Source organism: Thermoanaerobacter sp. X514 (assembly GCF_000019065.1).
In the GTDB taxonomy this organism is placed as follows: Bacteria; Bacillota; Thermoanaerobacteria; order Thermoanaerobacterales; family Thermoanaerobacteraceae; genus Thermoanaerobacter; species Thermoanaerobacter pseudethanolicus.
Genome location: NC_010320.1, coordinates 1,397,544 through 1,414,403, shown reverse-complemented (window position 1 = coordinate 1,414,403; position 16,860 = coordinate 1,397,544). Strand labels below are relative to the sequence as shown.

The window sequence follows — 16,860 nt, the reverse complement described above, 5'->3', positions numbered from 1 at the left end:
TTTGTAGTAAAAAAGAAAAGCACTTAGGCAAATGAACCCTAAGTGCTCCCATTTTTCAGTACTTTTTTGGTGGAGCCAAGGGTACTTGAACCCCCGACCTTGTGAATGCCATTTTTTATAAGGTTTAGACAATAAAAAAATTGCTATTATCTCTCATCTATCCTTACTTCCCTCTCACATAGGTTTTGTGCAATTTCATCTCTATGTGTTATCACTAAAGCTGTCCTATCTTTAAGATACTCCTTTAAAAAGCTTATGATTTCTTTTTTAGTCTCAATGTCCACTCCCTCAAGAGGTTCATCAAGAATAATAAAGTTTTTGTCGTGAGCTATAAGCCTTGCCAGTAAAATTCTCTCTTTTTCACCTTGAGAAACATTTGAAACATTTTCTTCAATTGTATAATCCAAATCAAAAGGAAGTTTCACTATTCTTAAAATCCCCTCTAACTCCTCCCTCCTGTAAAAGTCCTCCCCTAATTTTATATTTTCTTCAATTGTTGCCGGAAACAAAGTAGAATTCTGAGAAAGCACTGCAATCTGCTGATAGAGCCAGTCCTTAGAAATAAAGTTTATGTCCTTCCCATTTATGAGTATCTTACCTGATGTAGGCTTGATGTCTTTTAAAATAAGTGTAACAAGCGTGCTTTTCCCTTTACCAGAAGGTCCTAAAATGGCAATCCTTTCACCTTTTTTAATACTAAAAGAAAAATCTTTAAAAATATCTCTACCATTTACTGTATAGTTAACTTTGTCAAAAATGATTTCTTCAATTTCTCCTTCAGGTACAATTACCCCTTCTTCTTTTACCTCTAATTCCTTTAGAATATCAACTGCATTTAGGCTGTTTTTTATATTTAAAAGAATTGAATTTAAATATACGATTGGCCCTGTAATCATTGTACTGTACCCAATAAGCACTATTCCTGCACCTATTTGATAGCTTCCAATGTACACCTGATAAAGGCCCCATGTAAAGACCAATAGTTCATAAAAAATCCTTACAAAATCAAGCTCTATAAAAAAGTGAATAAAATCTCTAGCAAAAATTTTAGACGCCATTTTCCTTAATTCTTCTGTAAAAATATCATTTCTTTTTAACTCATAGGAAAAAGCATTCAATACATGTATCTCCTCTTTGTTTTTTATAGTGTCTTCTACGTTGCTCAGATACTCCATTTTCTTCTCTATCAATTCTTTATTGTGTTTCATAAAATATTCATTTCCATATTTATAGATGCAGATAGATATGAGGATAAGGACAACTGAGACAACTCCCACAATTTTATCTATAAAAAATATTATTACTGTTATTACAAAAAGCTTTATGAGATTAATAATTCCTGTCATAGCTTTAATGTCAAAAAGAGTAGAAACCTCTCTCGTCCTTTCCAAAACCGTGTCTGTATAATATTTTGACCCTTTTTCCGCAACTTTGGAAGGAGGAAGATTAAATATTTTTTTGATTGCAACTAAACAGAGGTTTTCGTGAATTTTAGCCTGCTGCCTGCTGTTTATAAAACTTGTATAAGACCTAAGTGTCAGAAGCAAAACAGTAAAGCCTAAGAGCATCATAAAAAGATGTAATGGAAAAATCCTTGTGCTTTCAACTGTATTTAAAATCTGCCCATAAAGTAATGGCAATATTAAAAGTCCTGTTTCAGATAGCAAATATACGGAAAAAACAGCAAAAAAGCTTATCAAAAGAGTTTTATTTATTGAACGAAACACCCATTTTATATTAGTCATACTGCATCTTCCTCTTCCATTATATATATTGTCCTGTCAGCAATTCTCAATAAACTCTTATCATGAGTAACTAAAATGCAGGTTTTGCCTTTTAGCAGTTCTTTTAGTGTATCAAGTATTTCTTCTTTTCTATCTTGGTCTACACCTACCAAAGGCTCATCAAGTAAAAGAATTTCCGGATCAAACAAAATCGTCCTTGCTAGTGACAATCTCGACCGTTCTCCTCCTGAAATAAGCTTTCCTGTCTGTCCTATTTGTGTATCAAACCCTTTTGGCAGTTTCTCAAACCACTCCAACAGTCCTGCCTTTTTCAAGGCTTCTACCAATTCTTCTTCAGAGGCATTTGGTTTTGCTATAAGCAAGTTTTCTCTAAGAGTGCGGTTAAATAATCGCCCTCCTTGAAATAACATGCCTATTTTAGGCTTCCCCTGTAAAAAAATTACTTCTCCCTTTTGAGGTTTTAAAAATCCCGTTATAATCTTTAAAACAGTCGATTTTCCTATCCCGCTCCTGCCAATTAAAGCAACTATCTCACCTTTTTTCACCTGCATACTAAAGTTTTTTAAAACAAGCTTTCCATCATAGCTAAAACTAACATTATTTAAAATCAATTCTTCAAAATTACCTGTGCCTTTATCTTCCATCTCTACTTCCGGTAATTCAATTGCCTCTTGTATTTTTTCTATATGAGGTGGAAAATTCTGAAGCCATTTCAAGTTTTCAACAATATAATTAGCTTTATCATAAGACATTGTAGAAAACGTTATTAGCATTACTGCTGTGCCAAAACTAAAGTCTCCCCTTACAAAAAACAGTAAAGACATACCTATAGCTGCAAGTTTCCCAAATTCATTAAAAAGGTTTATAGAATATCCATTTAGAAAATCTCTTAAGAGATAGTTTTTGATATTGTCAATATAAGAGCTGAAATCCTCTAAAAATTTCTTCTTCAAAAAAGACTCCCCTCTGTAGTGTATGAGGTCCTCTATCCCCTTTAAGTACGCATTTATATGGTCACTTGTTATCCTTAAATTCTCTTGCGCTCTGTCATAATGAGGAATTACATATTTTTCTCTCAATAAACTTATAAGGGTTACTGCAAAAAGAATAACAGTAACTATAATTAAAAGCGGTTTGCAGTAGACAAATAAAATTGCCAGTATAGCAATAAACACGATAAATTCTGCCGGAAGAGTGTAAAGAAAATCGCTGTAAAGCTGTGAGGCAAATCTCACATCATTTGAAAATATACTCGCCCAGTAACCTGCATCTTTTCTTATAAAAAATTTTAAATCCATCTTAAGTATAGAGGAAAAAAGCTTATCTAAAAGATTTTTAGTCATTTTTTCTTTTATGTATACATTCATCAAACTCCACAATCTTATTGATGCATACCCAAGTATCGTGAGAGCGATGTAAAAAAACACTTTTTCTTCAGGATAAACTCTTGTAGTAACTGCGTTTATAATATCTCTATACAAGAAAGGCAAAAGAACAAACAATAATGAATGAATTATTGAAATTATGGTGTAAGCAATATAATAAATTTTATCTTTTTTAGGAATTATCTCCCACAAAACTTTAAACTTTTTTATTGCTTCCATAATAAAACCCCTTTATTTAGTCTGTATTATAAATTAATTTAATCTGCTCTTTTATTAAATCTTCTACTATTGATTTGCATTTTTCATTTTTATAAATATTTTCTTCTTCTCCGTTTGCTATTTTTTTTCTCACATCTGGACATAGACCAGCACAGTATGTAATATATTTACATTTTAAGCATTGCCCATTGTTAGCATTTAGAAGTGACACTTTTTCCACGTAATCCAATCTATTTTTGTTTTGAGGTAATATTTCAAAATTATTTTCAATAAGCTCATCTAAAGTACAATAGCTAGAATCCTTGACAAAAACATAATTCCAACATTTGTATATATTCCCAAAAACATCAATAGTAAGATTACTAAGTACATCAGTTTCTGCATTACAATATGCTCTTACACCACCACTTTCAAGTGATGGGTTAATAAATCCTAATTTTACTGCTTTTTTCATAATAATTTTACGTTTGCTATAAAACTCCGAAAGTGAAAAAGAATCTCGATGCCCAAATACTCTTGCTAAATCAAGTGAAAGCAAACCTTTTCCTACAAACGTTTGAAATCTACTATATAATTCCTCTATTAATATCTCAATATAATCTATATTACCTTTATCAATATTTACTCTTACAACTGTATTTACTCCGTTTTTCAGAAGATTGTATATCCCATCTAAAATCTTTGAATAGGTCCCTTTTTTATTAGCAAGATATCTTCTCTTATCATGAATTATTTCGGGTCCATCAACAGTTATTTGTACATATTCTGTGTTTTGTTGCGATAATTTAGTAGCTATACTTTCGTCAATTAAAAAACCGTTAGTAACAATCACATTTTTATATCGTATATGATGTTCATTTCCTAATTTTATAAACTCATTATTTAATGTAAAGATTAAGGACCATTCAAGTGAAGGTTCACCACCATACCAAGTTACTTGAAGCGATTTTACTTTATAATTCATTATCATATGATTTAAATATTTTCTCAAATTATTACAGAATTTGCTTTTTATTTCATCATTAAGTTCAAATGACATCTTACTATCAGAAAAATTTTCGTAACAATATACACAAGAAAAATTACATTTATTAGTAACAGCAATATCTAACTTCAAATTATAAGAAACGTTATACTTAGAGAAAAGATACTTGTTTCGAATACTCAAGTACTCATCTATTGTGTCTTCAATTAAAAAACCATTGTCTGCTAGTACATTTTTTTCATCGGTTTCAATGACATCTGGATTATTTAGATAAAAAGCTTTTTTAAGTTTCTCGTAGTGTTCATCATCCAGCTCTATCAACGCAGAATTTATGGTATTTAACAAATAATGATGTTGGTTTACATCTAAAAAAGAGTAAAATTTTGTAAATTTCATTTTTCACACCCCTAAAGTCTATAAATTATGTCAGATAAACCTCTAATTTTGAGGTATATTAAACCTTACAATACTTGGTAGGGAAAAGATTATAGAGAAGGATTTGAGAAAAGAGAAAGCTTCTTGCTTCGTGTCAAAAGCAGTAATTATCAAAACCAAAACCCACAAAAAAGAAATCCTTGCTGTGCTCATAAGGCACATATTGGTTACTCTCTTATGAGCACAGCATTTTTTATTCAAGAATAGTTTGTATCTTTTATTTTAGTATATCTCAATACTTCTACATCCACCCAAATGGGAACAAGGTCCACAAAGTGGTGGAATTACCTTTAATCCATTTTGTTCTAACTTTGCTGGTGAAAGTACCTTCATTTATTTTTCACCTCCTTGCTTTTTGAAATAGACTTGTGCAAAATTCAAAAGCCTTCATTTAAGCGATTCTGGAGACATACTTTTTCCTATCACTCTTGAATTCTTTATCTTTTATGTAGAATTTCCCCTCATATTTGTCGAATTATTCTTTTATATACAACATAGAAATATTTTTAAGAAAGAAGAAAACCTACCTTTTTAGCTACTTTTGAATATACCCTAATTATTTAAATTTAAACTTGGATTCGGCAAGTGAATTTACGAAATGCCCAAATAGAGCCATTTGAGGGCTAAATTAAGTGAAAAATTTTTTACAAAAAATATATGGAGATTCCCCTTTTTCTGATAAAATTTAAGTGTCAAACAAAAACATTAACAGAAAGGAGAATCTCCATAATATGAGTTTAACACTTAATCTTACAAAAGAAAAGGGGTTTTCAAAATATATTTTGCCAGCAACTTTTGATAATTTTACAGTATCAAACAATGTAACTTTCACCTATATCCAAGCATTTAAAGAAAAAATCGGCTTTAATAAAATTCTTTCAAGCATATTATCCTTTAAAAAAGCACCAAATGCTGTTTTTCAACCAGCCGAGATTATTGACTTTATGATTGATTCTGTAATTCAAGGGAATACCCGCTTTCTTCACATGGACCAACTAAGATATGATAATGCATACACAGAAATTAAAGGGCATAAAGTTCCCAGCGAAAAAGTATGCAGAGACTTAATTAAAGCTTTGCCTGAAAGTTCTCTTGAAGAATTAAGACTTATTAACAAGACTTTGCTTTCCTTGCAATCTAAAGGAACGAAACGTGAAGTCATTATGAATTTTGATGATACAGTTTGTACTATATTTGGAGAGCAGGAAGGTGCTTCAGTAGGTTATAATCCAAGGTACCATGGTCGACCATCTTTCAAAGAGAAAATCGGCATTATTGCTAATACTGATGAACTTGTTAATGTTACTCTTGAAGAAGGTAAACATCACACAAATCATGGTTTCTTAGATTTTGTAAAATCTTGCGAAGAACAGCTTCCTGAAAATTGGATAATTAAGCGAGTACGCGTTGACCGTGGAGCATTTGACTACGATAATATGCTGTATTTTGAATCTAAAGGTTATGAATATGTAATGAAAGCTAAAAATCAGGCATGGATCAGATGCTTTATAGACTATGTCAATCAAAGAGAACACCTTTATCCTTGGACTGAAATAGATAAAACCTTTAGTGTAAATGAAATATATGCAAAAATGCCTAAATGGGATAAAGTACGCAGAATTGTGATTATACGCAAAAAACTGCCACAGCCCAAAACAGGGCAGATTTGTATGGATATAGACGAATTCAAATATGAATATCAAGCTATAGTAACAAATATTGAGTACATGACACCTGAAGAAATATTTCATGAATACAACCAACGCTGCGACATTGAAAACAAAATAGATGAACTAAAAGAAGGATTTGCTTTTTCAAAAAACAGTCAAAGAAACAAATTTTGCAACGAAATATTTTTGCTTATCAAAATGATCGCTTACAATCTCCATAATTGGTTCAAAAGGACTATCTTGCCAGAGTTTATGAGTCATCATGAGATAACCACAATAAGGCGAATATTATATAATGTACCTGGTAATCTTGTTGGGAAAGGACGTTATAGGCATATACGTTATCCTAATAATCCGTTTCTTAAAACTGTGATAACGTATATACGAAAAGCACTAATGGTATTTTGCTTAACATAGTAAACACATAGAATATACCAAAAAATATACCAAATGATAGAAACCGCCATATCAAGTAGACGGTTAGCTTTGCTATACCTTAAAAGAGTAAATTAACTGTAAAAAAGGATATAGCTTTTATTCTTTCAATGTAAATATGCAGTTATCAAAGTGCAAAACTTATAACAAAACACCGTTTTTTTTACATTCATGGAAATTGAATTTTTAATTTGCTTGCTACTTGCCGAATTCAAGTTTAATTTTGTAACTGTAAGTTACAACAGGTTAAATTTGTAAAATGGCTTCAAAAACAGTGAAATACAGTGGTACAGGATTTAAAAAGGGATTTTTAAAATAAATTATCTGAAAATTTGGATTTTAACATAAATCATCCAAACAAAGGGGACGGTTCTCTTTGTTTGAAACCTAAAAATCGGACAAAAGGAACCATCCCCGGCGTTTGATGTACTTTAAAGAGGAAACTAAATCGATTCACTCATTACTTCATCCCAATGGAATTATAGGAGTGTAGTTCTATTGCATCTTCTTCCCACATACCTAATCTAAACACTACTAACATTAAACCCAAAGCTAAAAAATACCCAATTACATCTGCCATATTCAGTACTAAATTGAATTTGAGCTTATTTTTCTCTACTTCTTCATTTACATTTTCAAAATTCTCTTTTGCCTTTCCTTCTATGCCAAAGCTTTTTATTACCTCAAACCCCGCGAGGATATCTTTTGCCATACTCGTATATTCTTCTAAACTGTGTGAGAAAATTCATCTTAAATCGCTTATCTTTCTATCCAGAACTCTCGGTATTAACATGCTTAAAACTGTCAAACCAATTATTATAAAGGTAATTTTATAACTAAGTATGAATAAAACAATTAGTGCTGCTAAAAATCCCACTCCACTGCTTACCAGTTCAAAAAAGTTGTTGAAATAATTTTCTTCTATCATGTTTATATCGTTGGAAACAATTGAAATATATTTACCGGTATTTACTTCATCAAATTGATTTAAATCTTTTCCTATAATTTTCTCAAAGAGTACATTTTTTAAATGTATTAAGCTCTTTTTGATATAGTCGAATTTAGATATTTGAGCCAACCAGAGTACAAGGCTGTTGAAAATCACAAAAACCAATGCTATTTCAACGGCAGTATAAAAATTCTCTAATCTGCCTATTGTAGCTACATCAAAAAACATTTTTAAGATAAATGCTACAAAAACATTCATCAGAGCAGCAAGAATTGCAAAAAATACTACAATTACAAATTCTTTTTTATATTTTAACAAAAATGCCTTCACTTTGGCTCATCCTCCTCTATAAAACACTTTACCTTACACCACATATATTCCCTCTTCTTCTATACGCTCCTCTACTTTATCCAGCTTCTCTATATTAAACAAACTGTAAAAATACCCTTTCATCTTCATTAAATCATCAAACCTTCCTTTCTCCACAATCCTTCCATCCCTTAATACTATTATCTCGTCATACCTTTTGAGTAGCTCACTCCACAACCTGTGTGTTACAACTATCGCTGTTATGTCCATATCTAGTATCGTCTTCTCTATCATATACGCCGTCTCATTGTCTAACGCCGCTGTCGCTTCATCCAGTGCCAGTATTGACGCATTTGTTATTATTGACCTAGCTATCGCTATCCTCTGCCTCTCCCCTCCCGATAAAAGTTTTCCCCCTTCTCCTACATCACTTAATATCCCCTCTGGCAATTTCTCTAATAACGGCCCTAATCCTGCTATCTTCGCCGCTCTTACTACTTCTTCATCCGTGTATCTGTCATTAAATAGGGTTATGTTGTCTTTTACTGTCCCGTCAAATATGAATACATTCTGATGTAATAGGGTTATTATCTTGAATAAGTCTTTCTTGTCTATTCTTCTTAATTCTATCCCATCTAATTTTATTTCTCCTTCATAGTTTTCATATTGTTTTAACAATAACTTGAGTATTGTGGATTTCCCTGCTCCACTTGTCCCTACTAATGCGTACTTTCCTCCTTTTTTGATTGTAAAGTTTATATTATCCAAAGCTTTTGTCTCCCCTGTGTAGCTAAAAGATACGTTTTTAAATTCTATTGAGTCGTTAAAAGATTTTACTGGTATATAATCATTCCTCTCTTCCTTTTCCTGTAATACTTCATTTATCTTCTGTGATATGCTCTTTAATGAGAGTATCCTGTTGAGATTTTGACCCATACTGTATATTGGCATAATTATGTTATTGGTAAGCTGTACACAGGCAATCATCGTTCCTAAAGTCATCTCTCCTTTTATATTAAAGTATAAACCTACTGCAAATACAGAGAGGAAAATAAAGCTACTTAAAATTTCTGACATGGTGTCAGAGGTATTTAAAAGCACGCTGTATTTAAGCTTTTTATCTTCCACATCTTCATTAACTTTTGAAAACTTCTCATGTACTTTATCCTCTATCCCGAAGCTCTTTATCACTTCAAGTCCTGTAAGAGTATCTTTAGATTCTATAGTAAAAAGTTCTAAGCTCTCAGAATAATCGTTTCTCATTTTAGCAATCTTATCATCAAAAATGCGAGGAATTATTACACTAAGAATTGCCATGAGTATTATCATCACAGTTATTTTGTAACTTAATATAAATAGAGAAATTAATGCAGCCACAAATCCTACTGCACTGCCTAAAAGCCTAAAGAAATTGTTAAAATAATCCTCTTCTACAATCTTTACATCATTTGAAATAATTGAAATGTACTTACCTGTATTAACTTCATTAAAATGTTCCACATCCTTTTTAATGATTGCTCTAAATAACCTGTCTTTTAGGTATATCAAAGTTTTTTTCATGTAATGAAATCGAGTTGTTCTATTTAACCATCCAACTACTGCTTCCAATATGGTAAACATTACTGCGAATTTGACAACAGAATAAAATTTCACCAAATCACGTGTAGTTGCTACATCTATGAGTTTTTTATAAATAAAAGCAAAGTAAATATTTATCAATACAGAAGCTACTAAGAAAAATACTGCAAGCACAAACTCTTTTTTATACTTGAATAGAAATTCTCTCATACAGGTCTTTCACTCCTTTTCACACAACATTTAAAAATTTATCCTCAATTCCTTTTGTTGTTTTCCTTAGGTTGCCGTATAGTTTTTCAAAATTGCCATTTAAAATGTAATATCCTAATTTTTCTAAGACTATTTCTGTTATTTTCCGTATATTTATACACTCACTTGTTATGATATTTTCTTCTAAGTTATTTTTTTGTATAGCTCCCAAGCACTTTACACACCAATATCTAGCAATACATTTCTGACATTCTGAAAATCTAGATTTCTTTATTTTGTAAAAATTATCTGACACCTTATTGAATTTTTTAAAATCGAAGTTTGTAATGTCGTTAAAATCTATTTTCCCCATATGATATTCATTTCTCCCAATGAACAATTGGCATGGCCATATATCCCCGCTGGCTGTTATCGTAATATTTGAGATACCTGTAGTACAAAAATTATCATTATATGATTTGGAGAAAAATGATATTAATGGAAGAGAGTATTCATTTAGATAAATAAACCTATCAGCGATTATATTGTCAAACACATATTCAACTTCTTTTTCTATATCTTGGACCTTTTCCTTTTCTACTTTAAGCGTTTCATCTTCTGTAATCACATCGCCAATAGCAATATATTTTACTTTAAATTCTTTGTAAAGGTACTCTGCGATCTGATGTTTAGAATACTTTTTTTGAGCTGGAAGAGTATATACGGCATCCACCGTATCGAAATATTCTGTTTCCTCCATAAGTTTCCTAGCATTGTGCCTAACAATATCAAAGCTTCCTCTTCCGTTCCTTTTATATACCCTATTAAGATCATGTATTTCCTTTGGACCATCTATGCTTCCTGTAACATTTATACTATACTCGTTAATTAGTTTTATTATTTCTTCATTTAAAATCGTAAGATTAGTGTTAACAATGTAATGTGTTTCTTTTCCCATTTTTTCACATATCTTTCCTATAGCTTTAAATCCAAGTAAAGGTTCTCCTCCAAAAAATACTATAACTTTAACTTTTGGAAAATTTAACTTTATAAAATCAGCTACTTTTTCCGCTATTTCTTCTGTCATTATAGCTTGCCCTTGGTTATAGTCCCCATGGTTTGCATAACAGTACTTGCACTTAAGGTTACACTCATTGCTCGTGTGGATCCTTATCTGGGTAGTCTCTCTTTCTCCACTACTGTTATAATTCCGAAATCTAAACAACAGTTCATATATTTCTTTCTTTTTAGGAGTGCTTTCATTAATGTTTTCATCAAATAAAACTCCTTTTTCTACCTCAAAATATATTTCTTCAAATAAGTTGAAAGTTTCATCATCAATCTCGTATATATCATATTTATTCAAATCAAATAATATTTTCTTGTCATTAGTAATATAAACATTAGCCTTTTCATAATACATCGAAAACACGCTCCTTCTTATAATCCAATTATGATCAAGGAAAAAAGGAGGGTGAGATATGTAGTCTTTCAAACTACACATCTCACCTAATTTTTACTTAATTTCAACGCCGCATATTTTCGCTAAACCACAAAATGCTGGATTAACGATGGGGTCGAAATTTATCTTTCTCACCATTGACACCTCCCCCTAAACAATTTTTATGCTGAGCACATCTTAAAACTTTTTATTTGTATTTATATCACAGTTCTAAGATGTGCATTCAACCTGCCTGAAATCTACTTTTGCTTTGCATCTTTTCTATTTATAATAGTATCTTCTACGATAGTAAGCATTGGATATGAAAAATACTTTTCAATTTCTAAGCTTCTATCCACCCCATGGATTATTTATATCTCCATGTATCCTTGGTTCTCTTTCTTCTGCTACTAGATATTGGAGCACCTCTTTTTTATCATTCACATAAGCTGGAGTTACACTAATGTACGTCAATATTCCAAGCAAAAAAACTATATCACCAGTGAAAATTTTTAATTTTGTAACTGTAAGTTACAATAGGCTAAATTTGTAAAATGGCTTCTAAGAGAGTAAAATACAGTGGTATAAGATTTGAAAAGGGATTTTTAAAATAAATTATCCGAAAATTTGGACTTTAACACAAATAATCCAAACAAAGAAGGCGGTTCTTTTTGTTTGGAATCTAGAAATCGGATAAAAGGAACTGTCACCTGCATTTGTCTCTGGCGTTTTATGTACTTTAAAAAGAAAACTAAATCGATTCACCCCATCATTTCATCCCAATGGAGTCATAGGAGTGCAAGTCAATTGCATCTTCTTCCCACAGTGGAACTACTTTCCCTTCTCCTACTGGACTAAAAAAGCAAGATGTAAATAAAATGTTTACAACAAAGAACATAATTAATATCTTCTTCTTCATTCCATCTTCACCTGCTCTTTACATTTCCTTCTTTTAACTATATAATAGATAATAACCAACATAATTTCAAGCCGATTTGAATCGGCATGGGGTGTTAAAAAATGGATGGTTTCTATTCCGATTTAGAAGCATTTGGTGAAGAACTTAAAAATATTCGCAAATCTCTGGGGCTTTCCCAAAGCGATGTTACTGAACAAGTTTTCATCAGCAGGGATACACTTAGAAAATTTGAAAACGGTAAAGTCATACCCAAACAGGAAACTTTAGATCTTTTGTCCCATCTCTATGAGTGCAAGTCAATTGCATCTTCTTCCCACAGTCAAACAAGGGGGACGGTTCCTTTTATCTGAAAAAATCAGACAGAAGGAACCGTCCCTCCTGTTTGATTATGTATCAGCAAGAGCACCAGTTGGTATTTCAAATAATGTAACCGCTACATGATTTATAATTATGAGCAGTGAAATTTGTGCAAAATCCAAATTAATTCTGTTAAAATATACTACCCAAAAAGGCGCCATTAAAGAGGTAAAAAGATTTGAAAATAATGGTACTGCCAAGAAAAATTGTATATTACCCTTTAAATTTTGCATTTATTTAAATCTTCCTCTTATTGAATCTAACTTCGATACCCTTTAAATAATAAAACTGTTTTTTCTCTTAAACCATTTTTATCTATTGATAAAAAAGAAACATCCGAAAATATGAATATAAAAGTAGCTTTACTTTTCCTTTCCTTATCTATATAATACATGGTAAAGGAAACAATTACAAGCCGATTTGAATTGGCATGGGTATTAAAAATAACCAAAACTGTGTTACTCTTCTATCTCCACATATCCATCCTTTATTCTGAATATCCTGTCACATCTTTTTGCAATAGCTTCATTATGTGTTACAATCAATAAAGTTTTACCCTTGTCTACCAAACTTTCCAGAATGTCCATGATTTTTTCCCCGTTTTCTGCATCTAACGAACCTGTCGGTTCATCTGCAAGGATTACCTCAGGGTCATTTATTATAGCTCTTGCTATTGCCACCCTTTGCCTTTCTCCTCCTGATAAGTTCCTGACCTTTTCGTTTATTTTAACTTCCAAACCCACTTTTTCCAAAACTTCTTCAACCATTTTTCTTTTCTCCGATTTTGTTTTCTTTGTCAAAGAGTACAAAAGAGGTATTTCTATATTTTGAAATACCGTGTCTTCTTCTACCAAAAGAAATTCCTGGAATACATAACCAAAAAATTTATTTCTGAGTTTTGCCCTTTCTTTTTCCTTTAAAGTTGATGCTCTTTTCCCAGCTAAGTAAACCTCCCCTTCTGTTGCGGGAAGTAATAATCCTATTATATTAAGAACTGTTGTTTTGCCAGAGCCTGAAGGTCCTACTATAGCAATCTTTTCTCCCGCATTTATTTCTAAGTTTACTCCCTTTAAAACCAGATTCTTCTTCTTTCCACTCATGTATTCTTTTTTTACATTTTCTGTTTTTATGAGCATGCTTAATTATCCCTCCTTAAAAATGCTGTTAAGTCTTTTTTGTTCAATCTCCCAACAGACAAAATGGATACAAATAATATTGTTATAAAATAAAACGTAAAGACAAACCACCATACCCACTTAGTGCTTGGCAATAAAAGCATATTAGGTATAGCTAAAAACATAGCTAATGGCAAAATGACAACCAAAACCACAAAAATAGTTATGCGCAAATACAAATCTTTTTTAGTAGCTCCGTATATTTGATGAACAACATATTCTGTAAAGTTGCGATTTATCATTATATAAAGGAAAGAAACCAATCCAACTATTATGAATATCCCCATGCTTATAAGAAAGCTTGAAAAAAATATAAAATTTATGAAATCCTCATTATAGCCCTTTTCAACTATATTTCTTAAATTCAATTTTTCAGGAATTAAAGTAATTTTTTTGGTCTTATTTGCCATTTCTACAATTTTATCAATCTCGCCTTCCTCCGATTTTGTAATATGAATATTTTGTATTAACTCAAGAAACCCTCCTACTTGGTACAATGTTGCTACTTCTCTTGATGAAGTCAAAACAAGCACTTTGTCGTCTAAACTTCTATATCTGCCTTTATTTATATAACCCTCTCCCTTTTCTAATCTGCCATCAACCTTGTACGTTTGCCTATTAAAAATTCCCAATTTAATTTCATCTCCAATCCTGATGCTTTTTACATCAGAACCTATAAAAACGTATGAGGGTTTTTCTGTATCTTTGTATTTATCAATTCCAAAAATTTTATCAAAATTCCCCACCCCTATAACTATTTTTGCATCGGGATGTTCTTGTGAAAATTCTACAGTACCTGCATTTTCCATTACGGAGTACGCATTACCACTCCTATCAAAAAGATTTTCAAAAAAATAATATATCTCCTTGTCAATAAAAGGAGGTTCCCAGTTGTTTAAGTAATCTTTAAAAAAGATTATATTGTTATTTTTTATAATCTTTAGCATCTTGCTGTAGTGACTTAACTGTACAGACTGCTCTAAAATTATAATTGTAAAAAACAAAAAAATTGTCATTTGGAAAATAAATAAAAGAATTTTCCACTTATTTTTCCTAATATCTTTAAAAGCCAATTTAAATTGCGTAATCATATACTCCATCCTTTCGGTTTAACCTGTAGTCAACAGTTAAAAAAGCCAAAAACCATATTGCATATCCCAACAAGACATTTGCCAATACGACAATTGATAGTGTTTTGATCGAAACATCATAAACAGTACTGGCAAAAAATAGTTTGTAAAAAATTGTGACTAGCACAGAGCTTAAAAATAAGTACTTCAATATTTCTCTTGTATACCTTACCAAAAGCTTTACATTTGTTGCTCCAAATATTGAATGTATAATCATAACTTTTTTCTGATTACGTAAAAGTATATAATAGAAAAAATACAAATTTACGCATACGAAAATAAAGGCTATAAACACAGGCAAATAAATTTTAGAAAGCAGCATTGAAGAGATAATATTTTTAAGATTGCCCCTGTAAAACCCTTCATCAGTAATGTCATATAAATACCCGTATTTTTGCAGCATTTTTTGAATATCACTAACAATTTGATTTACTTCTTCTTTTGAATTAGAATCAAAATAATAAAAGCCAAAAATATTATTAGCCTTGCTAAAATAGTTGTATATATACTCATGAGTTTTGTCATACAGGGGATGTCTTGAGTCGTATACTCCTAATATGTTTAGTTTTTTGCCTTCTATCATGTCTTCAATATAATTTCTACCTAATCTTTTTACATTGTAATCATAAGAATAAGAATCTTCCTTTATGATTATGTCTTTAACAGACACAGCAGAAAACATGTCCCCTTCTTTCAATAAGTTTGACTTATAAAAGTTTATTGGATCATATAAACCAAGTCCAACATCCTCTATGTCCCAATATACCATTACGATATTTTTATTTTTAACAATTTTATACATTTCCTCTTTGACTTTATGGGCTATTTCAACGTCTAAGGCCAGTTGAGGGTCAAAAGGAGGAGAAATTTGAAGTTCGACAAAATTCTCACTAAGCCCCAAAGGATTTTTTAAAATCGTATCTGCTCTGAAATATGTAAACAAAGAAAAAATGATAAATGCTACAGAAAAAATAAAAGTCAGTGTGAAAAGTATAAATTTGTTTTTCATTTTTTAATTCTCCTCTCATTATATGAACTACAACATATACAATGTTGTCTTCTCCGAACCGGAAAGCCCTATAAAAAGCCCCCCTTTTAAAACACTCTTATCTGCCAAGTGTAATAAACAAGTGGTTTGTCTTATTTACCAATTTTTATTTCAAAAACTTCCACCATTGGTGTAGATATAGTAAATGGTAAAATTCCGCTACCATATGGTACAGAGTCAAATCCATATTCAAACCGTACTTTTTCAGCAAAGGGATTTAAGGTATCATAAAAAGTAATCTCTCTACTGACGAGTTCTCCATTTAGTGACCAGTCAGTATAACATCTACCAGTATCTTTATCTGTATTAGGAATATAATACCTTATATAGCCTCGTAATCTACTCCAACCATTATCATTATAAGCTGAGGTCAATTGAATGTAACCAACGTATTTGTATTGATAGTACTCCGTAGACTTAACTAGATTTGGACCTGACTGATATACAATCGTAGTAATTGCCGCATATGCAGAAGTAGTAAAAGTAACTATCAAAAGAATTACAAACAGGCATGTTATTTTCTTGTTCATCACCATTCATCTCCTTCTGAAATATTATAAAATTCAGGGGGGCTTTTAATGAACTAATCACGAATTTAAATTATGAGTTATACACATTTATCACAATTTTTTATTTGGTCTATACCTTTTGATAGTCCTCTTCCTTTTTTGTGTATATATTGAACAAAATTGTGTAAAATTTTAAAAATTGTCAGATTCACAGATTAACATCTAATTTTTTTGAAATTCGTATTTCATGGAGTTATACTGTATTATGAAAAACTATATAATGTAAGTCTATTGCATCCTCTTCTCCTAATGGTACTACCCCTCTATCTCCTAAGGAACTCAAGAAACAAGATGTAAATAAGATATTAACAATAAAGAAAAT

The 16,860-nt window shown here is 31.2% G+C and carries 13 protein-coding genes and 2 pseudogenes; 2 read left to right on the top strand and 13 right to left on the bottom strand.

The window, feature by feature from the left end:
• Positions 1 to 146: 146 nt before the first annotated feature.
• Genes TETH514_RS06945 through TETH514_RS06935 form a run of 3 tightly spaced genes read right to left on the bottom strand, consistent with a single transcriptional unit; the run spans position 147 to position 4,730 of the window.
• Entirely contained in the window at positions 147 to 1,745 is a 1,599-nt protein-coding gene (locus TETH514_RS06945; RefSeq protein WP_009052261.1) for an ABC transporter ATP-binding protein, read from the bottom strand.
• A complete protein-coding gene (locus tag TETH514_RS06940; protein ID WP_009052260.1) occupies positions 1,742 to 3,349 on the bottom strand; it encodes an ABC transporter ATP-binding protein in 1,608 nt (535 codons plus the stop codon). Before TETH514_RS06940 ends, TETH514_RS06945 begins: the two co-directional genes overlap by 4 nt.
• Positions 3,350 to 3,365: 16 nt before the next feature.
• Positions 3,366 to 4,730: a radical SAM protein gene (locus TETH514_RS06935; protein ID WP_009052259.1), complete on the bottom strand. Its 1,365-nt coding sequence runs from the start codon at positions 4,728 to 4,730 to the stop codon at positions 3,366 to 3,368.
• Between the two features lie 770 nt (positions 4,731 to 5,500).
• Here TETH514_RS06935 and TETH514_RS06930 point away from each other — a divergent pair.
• Positions 5,501 to 6,856, top strand: a complete 1,356-nt coding sequence (locus TETH514_RS06930) for an IS1380-like element ISTps2 family transposase (protein ID WP_003867561.1) — start codon at positions 5,501 to 5,503, stop codon at positions 6,854 to 6,856.
• Between the two features lie 478 nt (positions 6,857 to 7,334).
• Here the strand turns inward: TETH514_RS06930 and TETH514_RS12905 are convergent.
• The 5 genes and pseudogenes from TETH514_RS12905 to TETH514_RS12725 all read right to left on the bottom strand — a co-directional run bounded on the left by TETH514_RS12905 (position 7,335) and on the right by TETH514_RS12725 (position 12,259).
• Positions 7,335 to 8,153: pseudogene (locus tag TETH514_RS12905) on the bottom strand (ABC transporter transmembrane domain-containing protein).
• 33 nt (positions 8,154 to 8,186) lie between these two features.
• Positions 8,187 to 9,920, bottom strand: a complete 1,734-nt coding sequence (locus TETH514_RS06915; protein WP_009052257.1) for an ABC transporter ATP-binding protein — start codon at positions 9,918 to 9,920, stop codon at positions 8,187 to 8,189.
• A gap of 19 nt (positions 9,921 to 9,939) precedes the next feature.
• Positions 9,940 to 11,322: a radical SAM protein gene (locus TETH514_RS06910; RefSeq protein WP_009052256.1), complete on the bottom strand. Its 1,383-nt coding sequence runs from the start codon at positions 11,320 to 11,322 to the stop codon at positions 9,940 to 9,942.
• Positions 11,323 to 11,691: 369 nt separating this feature from the next.
• Positions 11,692 to 11,826 (bottom strand): hypothetical protein, encoded by a 135-nt coding sequence (locus TETH514_RS13035; RefSeq protein WP_012268693.1) that lies wholly within the window; start codon positions 11,824 to 11,826, stop codon positions 11,692 to 11,694.
• A gap of 283 nt (positions 11,827 to 12,109) precedes the next feature.
• Positions 12,110 to 12,259, bottom strand: a complete 150-nt coding sequence (locus TETH514_RS12725; protein WP_009052254.1) for a hypothetical protein — start codon at positions 12,257 to 12,259, stop codon at positions 12,110 to 12,112.
• A 101-nt stretch (positions 12,260 to 12,360) separates the two neighbouring features.
• On the opposite strand from TETH514_RS12725, the pseudogene TETH514_RS06905 reads away from it, so the two are divergent.
• A pseudogene (locus TETH514_RS06905) lies at positions 12,361 to 12,549 on the top strand (helix-turn-helix domain-containing protein); the annotation flags it as partial.
• Positions 12,550 to 12,645: 96 nt separating this feature from the next.
• Here the strand turns inward: TETH514_RS06905 and TETH514_RS06900 are convergent.
• The 5 genes from TETH514_RS06900 to TETH514_RS06875 form a co-directional block, all read right to left on the bottom strand.
• Positions 12,646 to 12,849 (bottom strand): hypothetical protein, encoded by a 204-nt coding sequence (locus TETH514_RS06900; protein ID WP_009052252.1) that lies wholly within the window; start codon positions 12,847 to 12,849, stop codon positions 12,646 to 12,648.
• Between the two features lie 225 nt (positions 12,850 to 13,074).
• Complete coding sequence (locus TETH514_RS06890; RefSeq protein ID WP_009052251.1) at positions 13,075 to 13,752, bottom strand: ABC transporter ATP-binding protein; 678 nt, start codon at positions 13,750 to 13,752, stop codon at positions 13,075 to 13,077.
• Between the two features lie 2 nt (positions 13,753 to 13,754).
• Entirely contained in the window at positions 13,755 to 14,882 is a 1,128-nt protein-coding gene (locus TETH514_RS06885) for a hypothetical protein (protein WP_003867899.1), read from the bottom strand.
• Positions 14,866 to 15,930, bottom strand: coding sequence for a hypothetical protein (locus TETH514_RS06880; protein WP_003867900.1), 1,065 nt, complete (start codon positions 15,928 to 15,930; stop codon positions 14,866 to 14,868). Before TETH514_RS06880 ends, TETH514_RS06885 begins: the two co-directional genes overlap by 17 nt.
• A gap of 131 nt (positions 15,931 to 16,061) precedes the next feature.
• Positions 16,062 to 16,499, bottom strand: coding sequence for a hypothetical protein (locus TETH514_RS06875; protein WP_003867901.1), 438 nt, complete (start codon positions 16,497 to 16,499; stop codon positions 16,062 to 16,064).
• Positions 16,500 to 16,860: the final 361 nt, after the last annotated feature.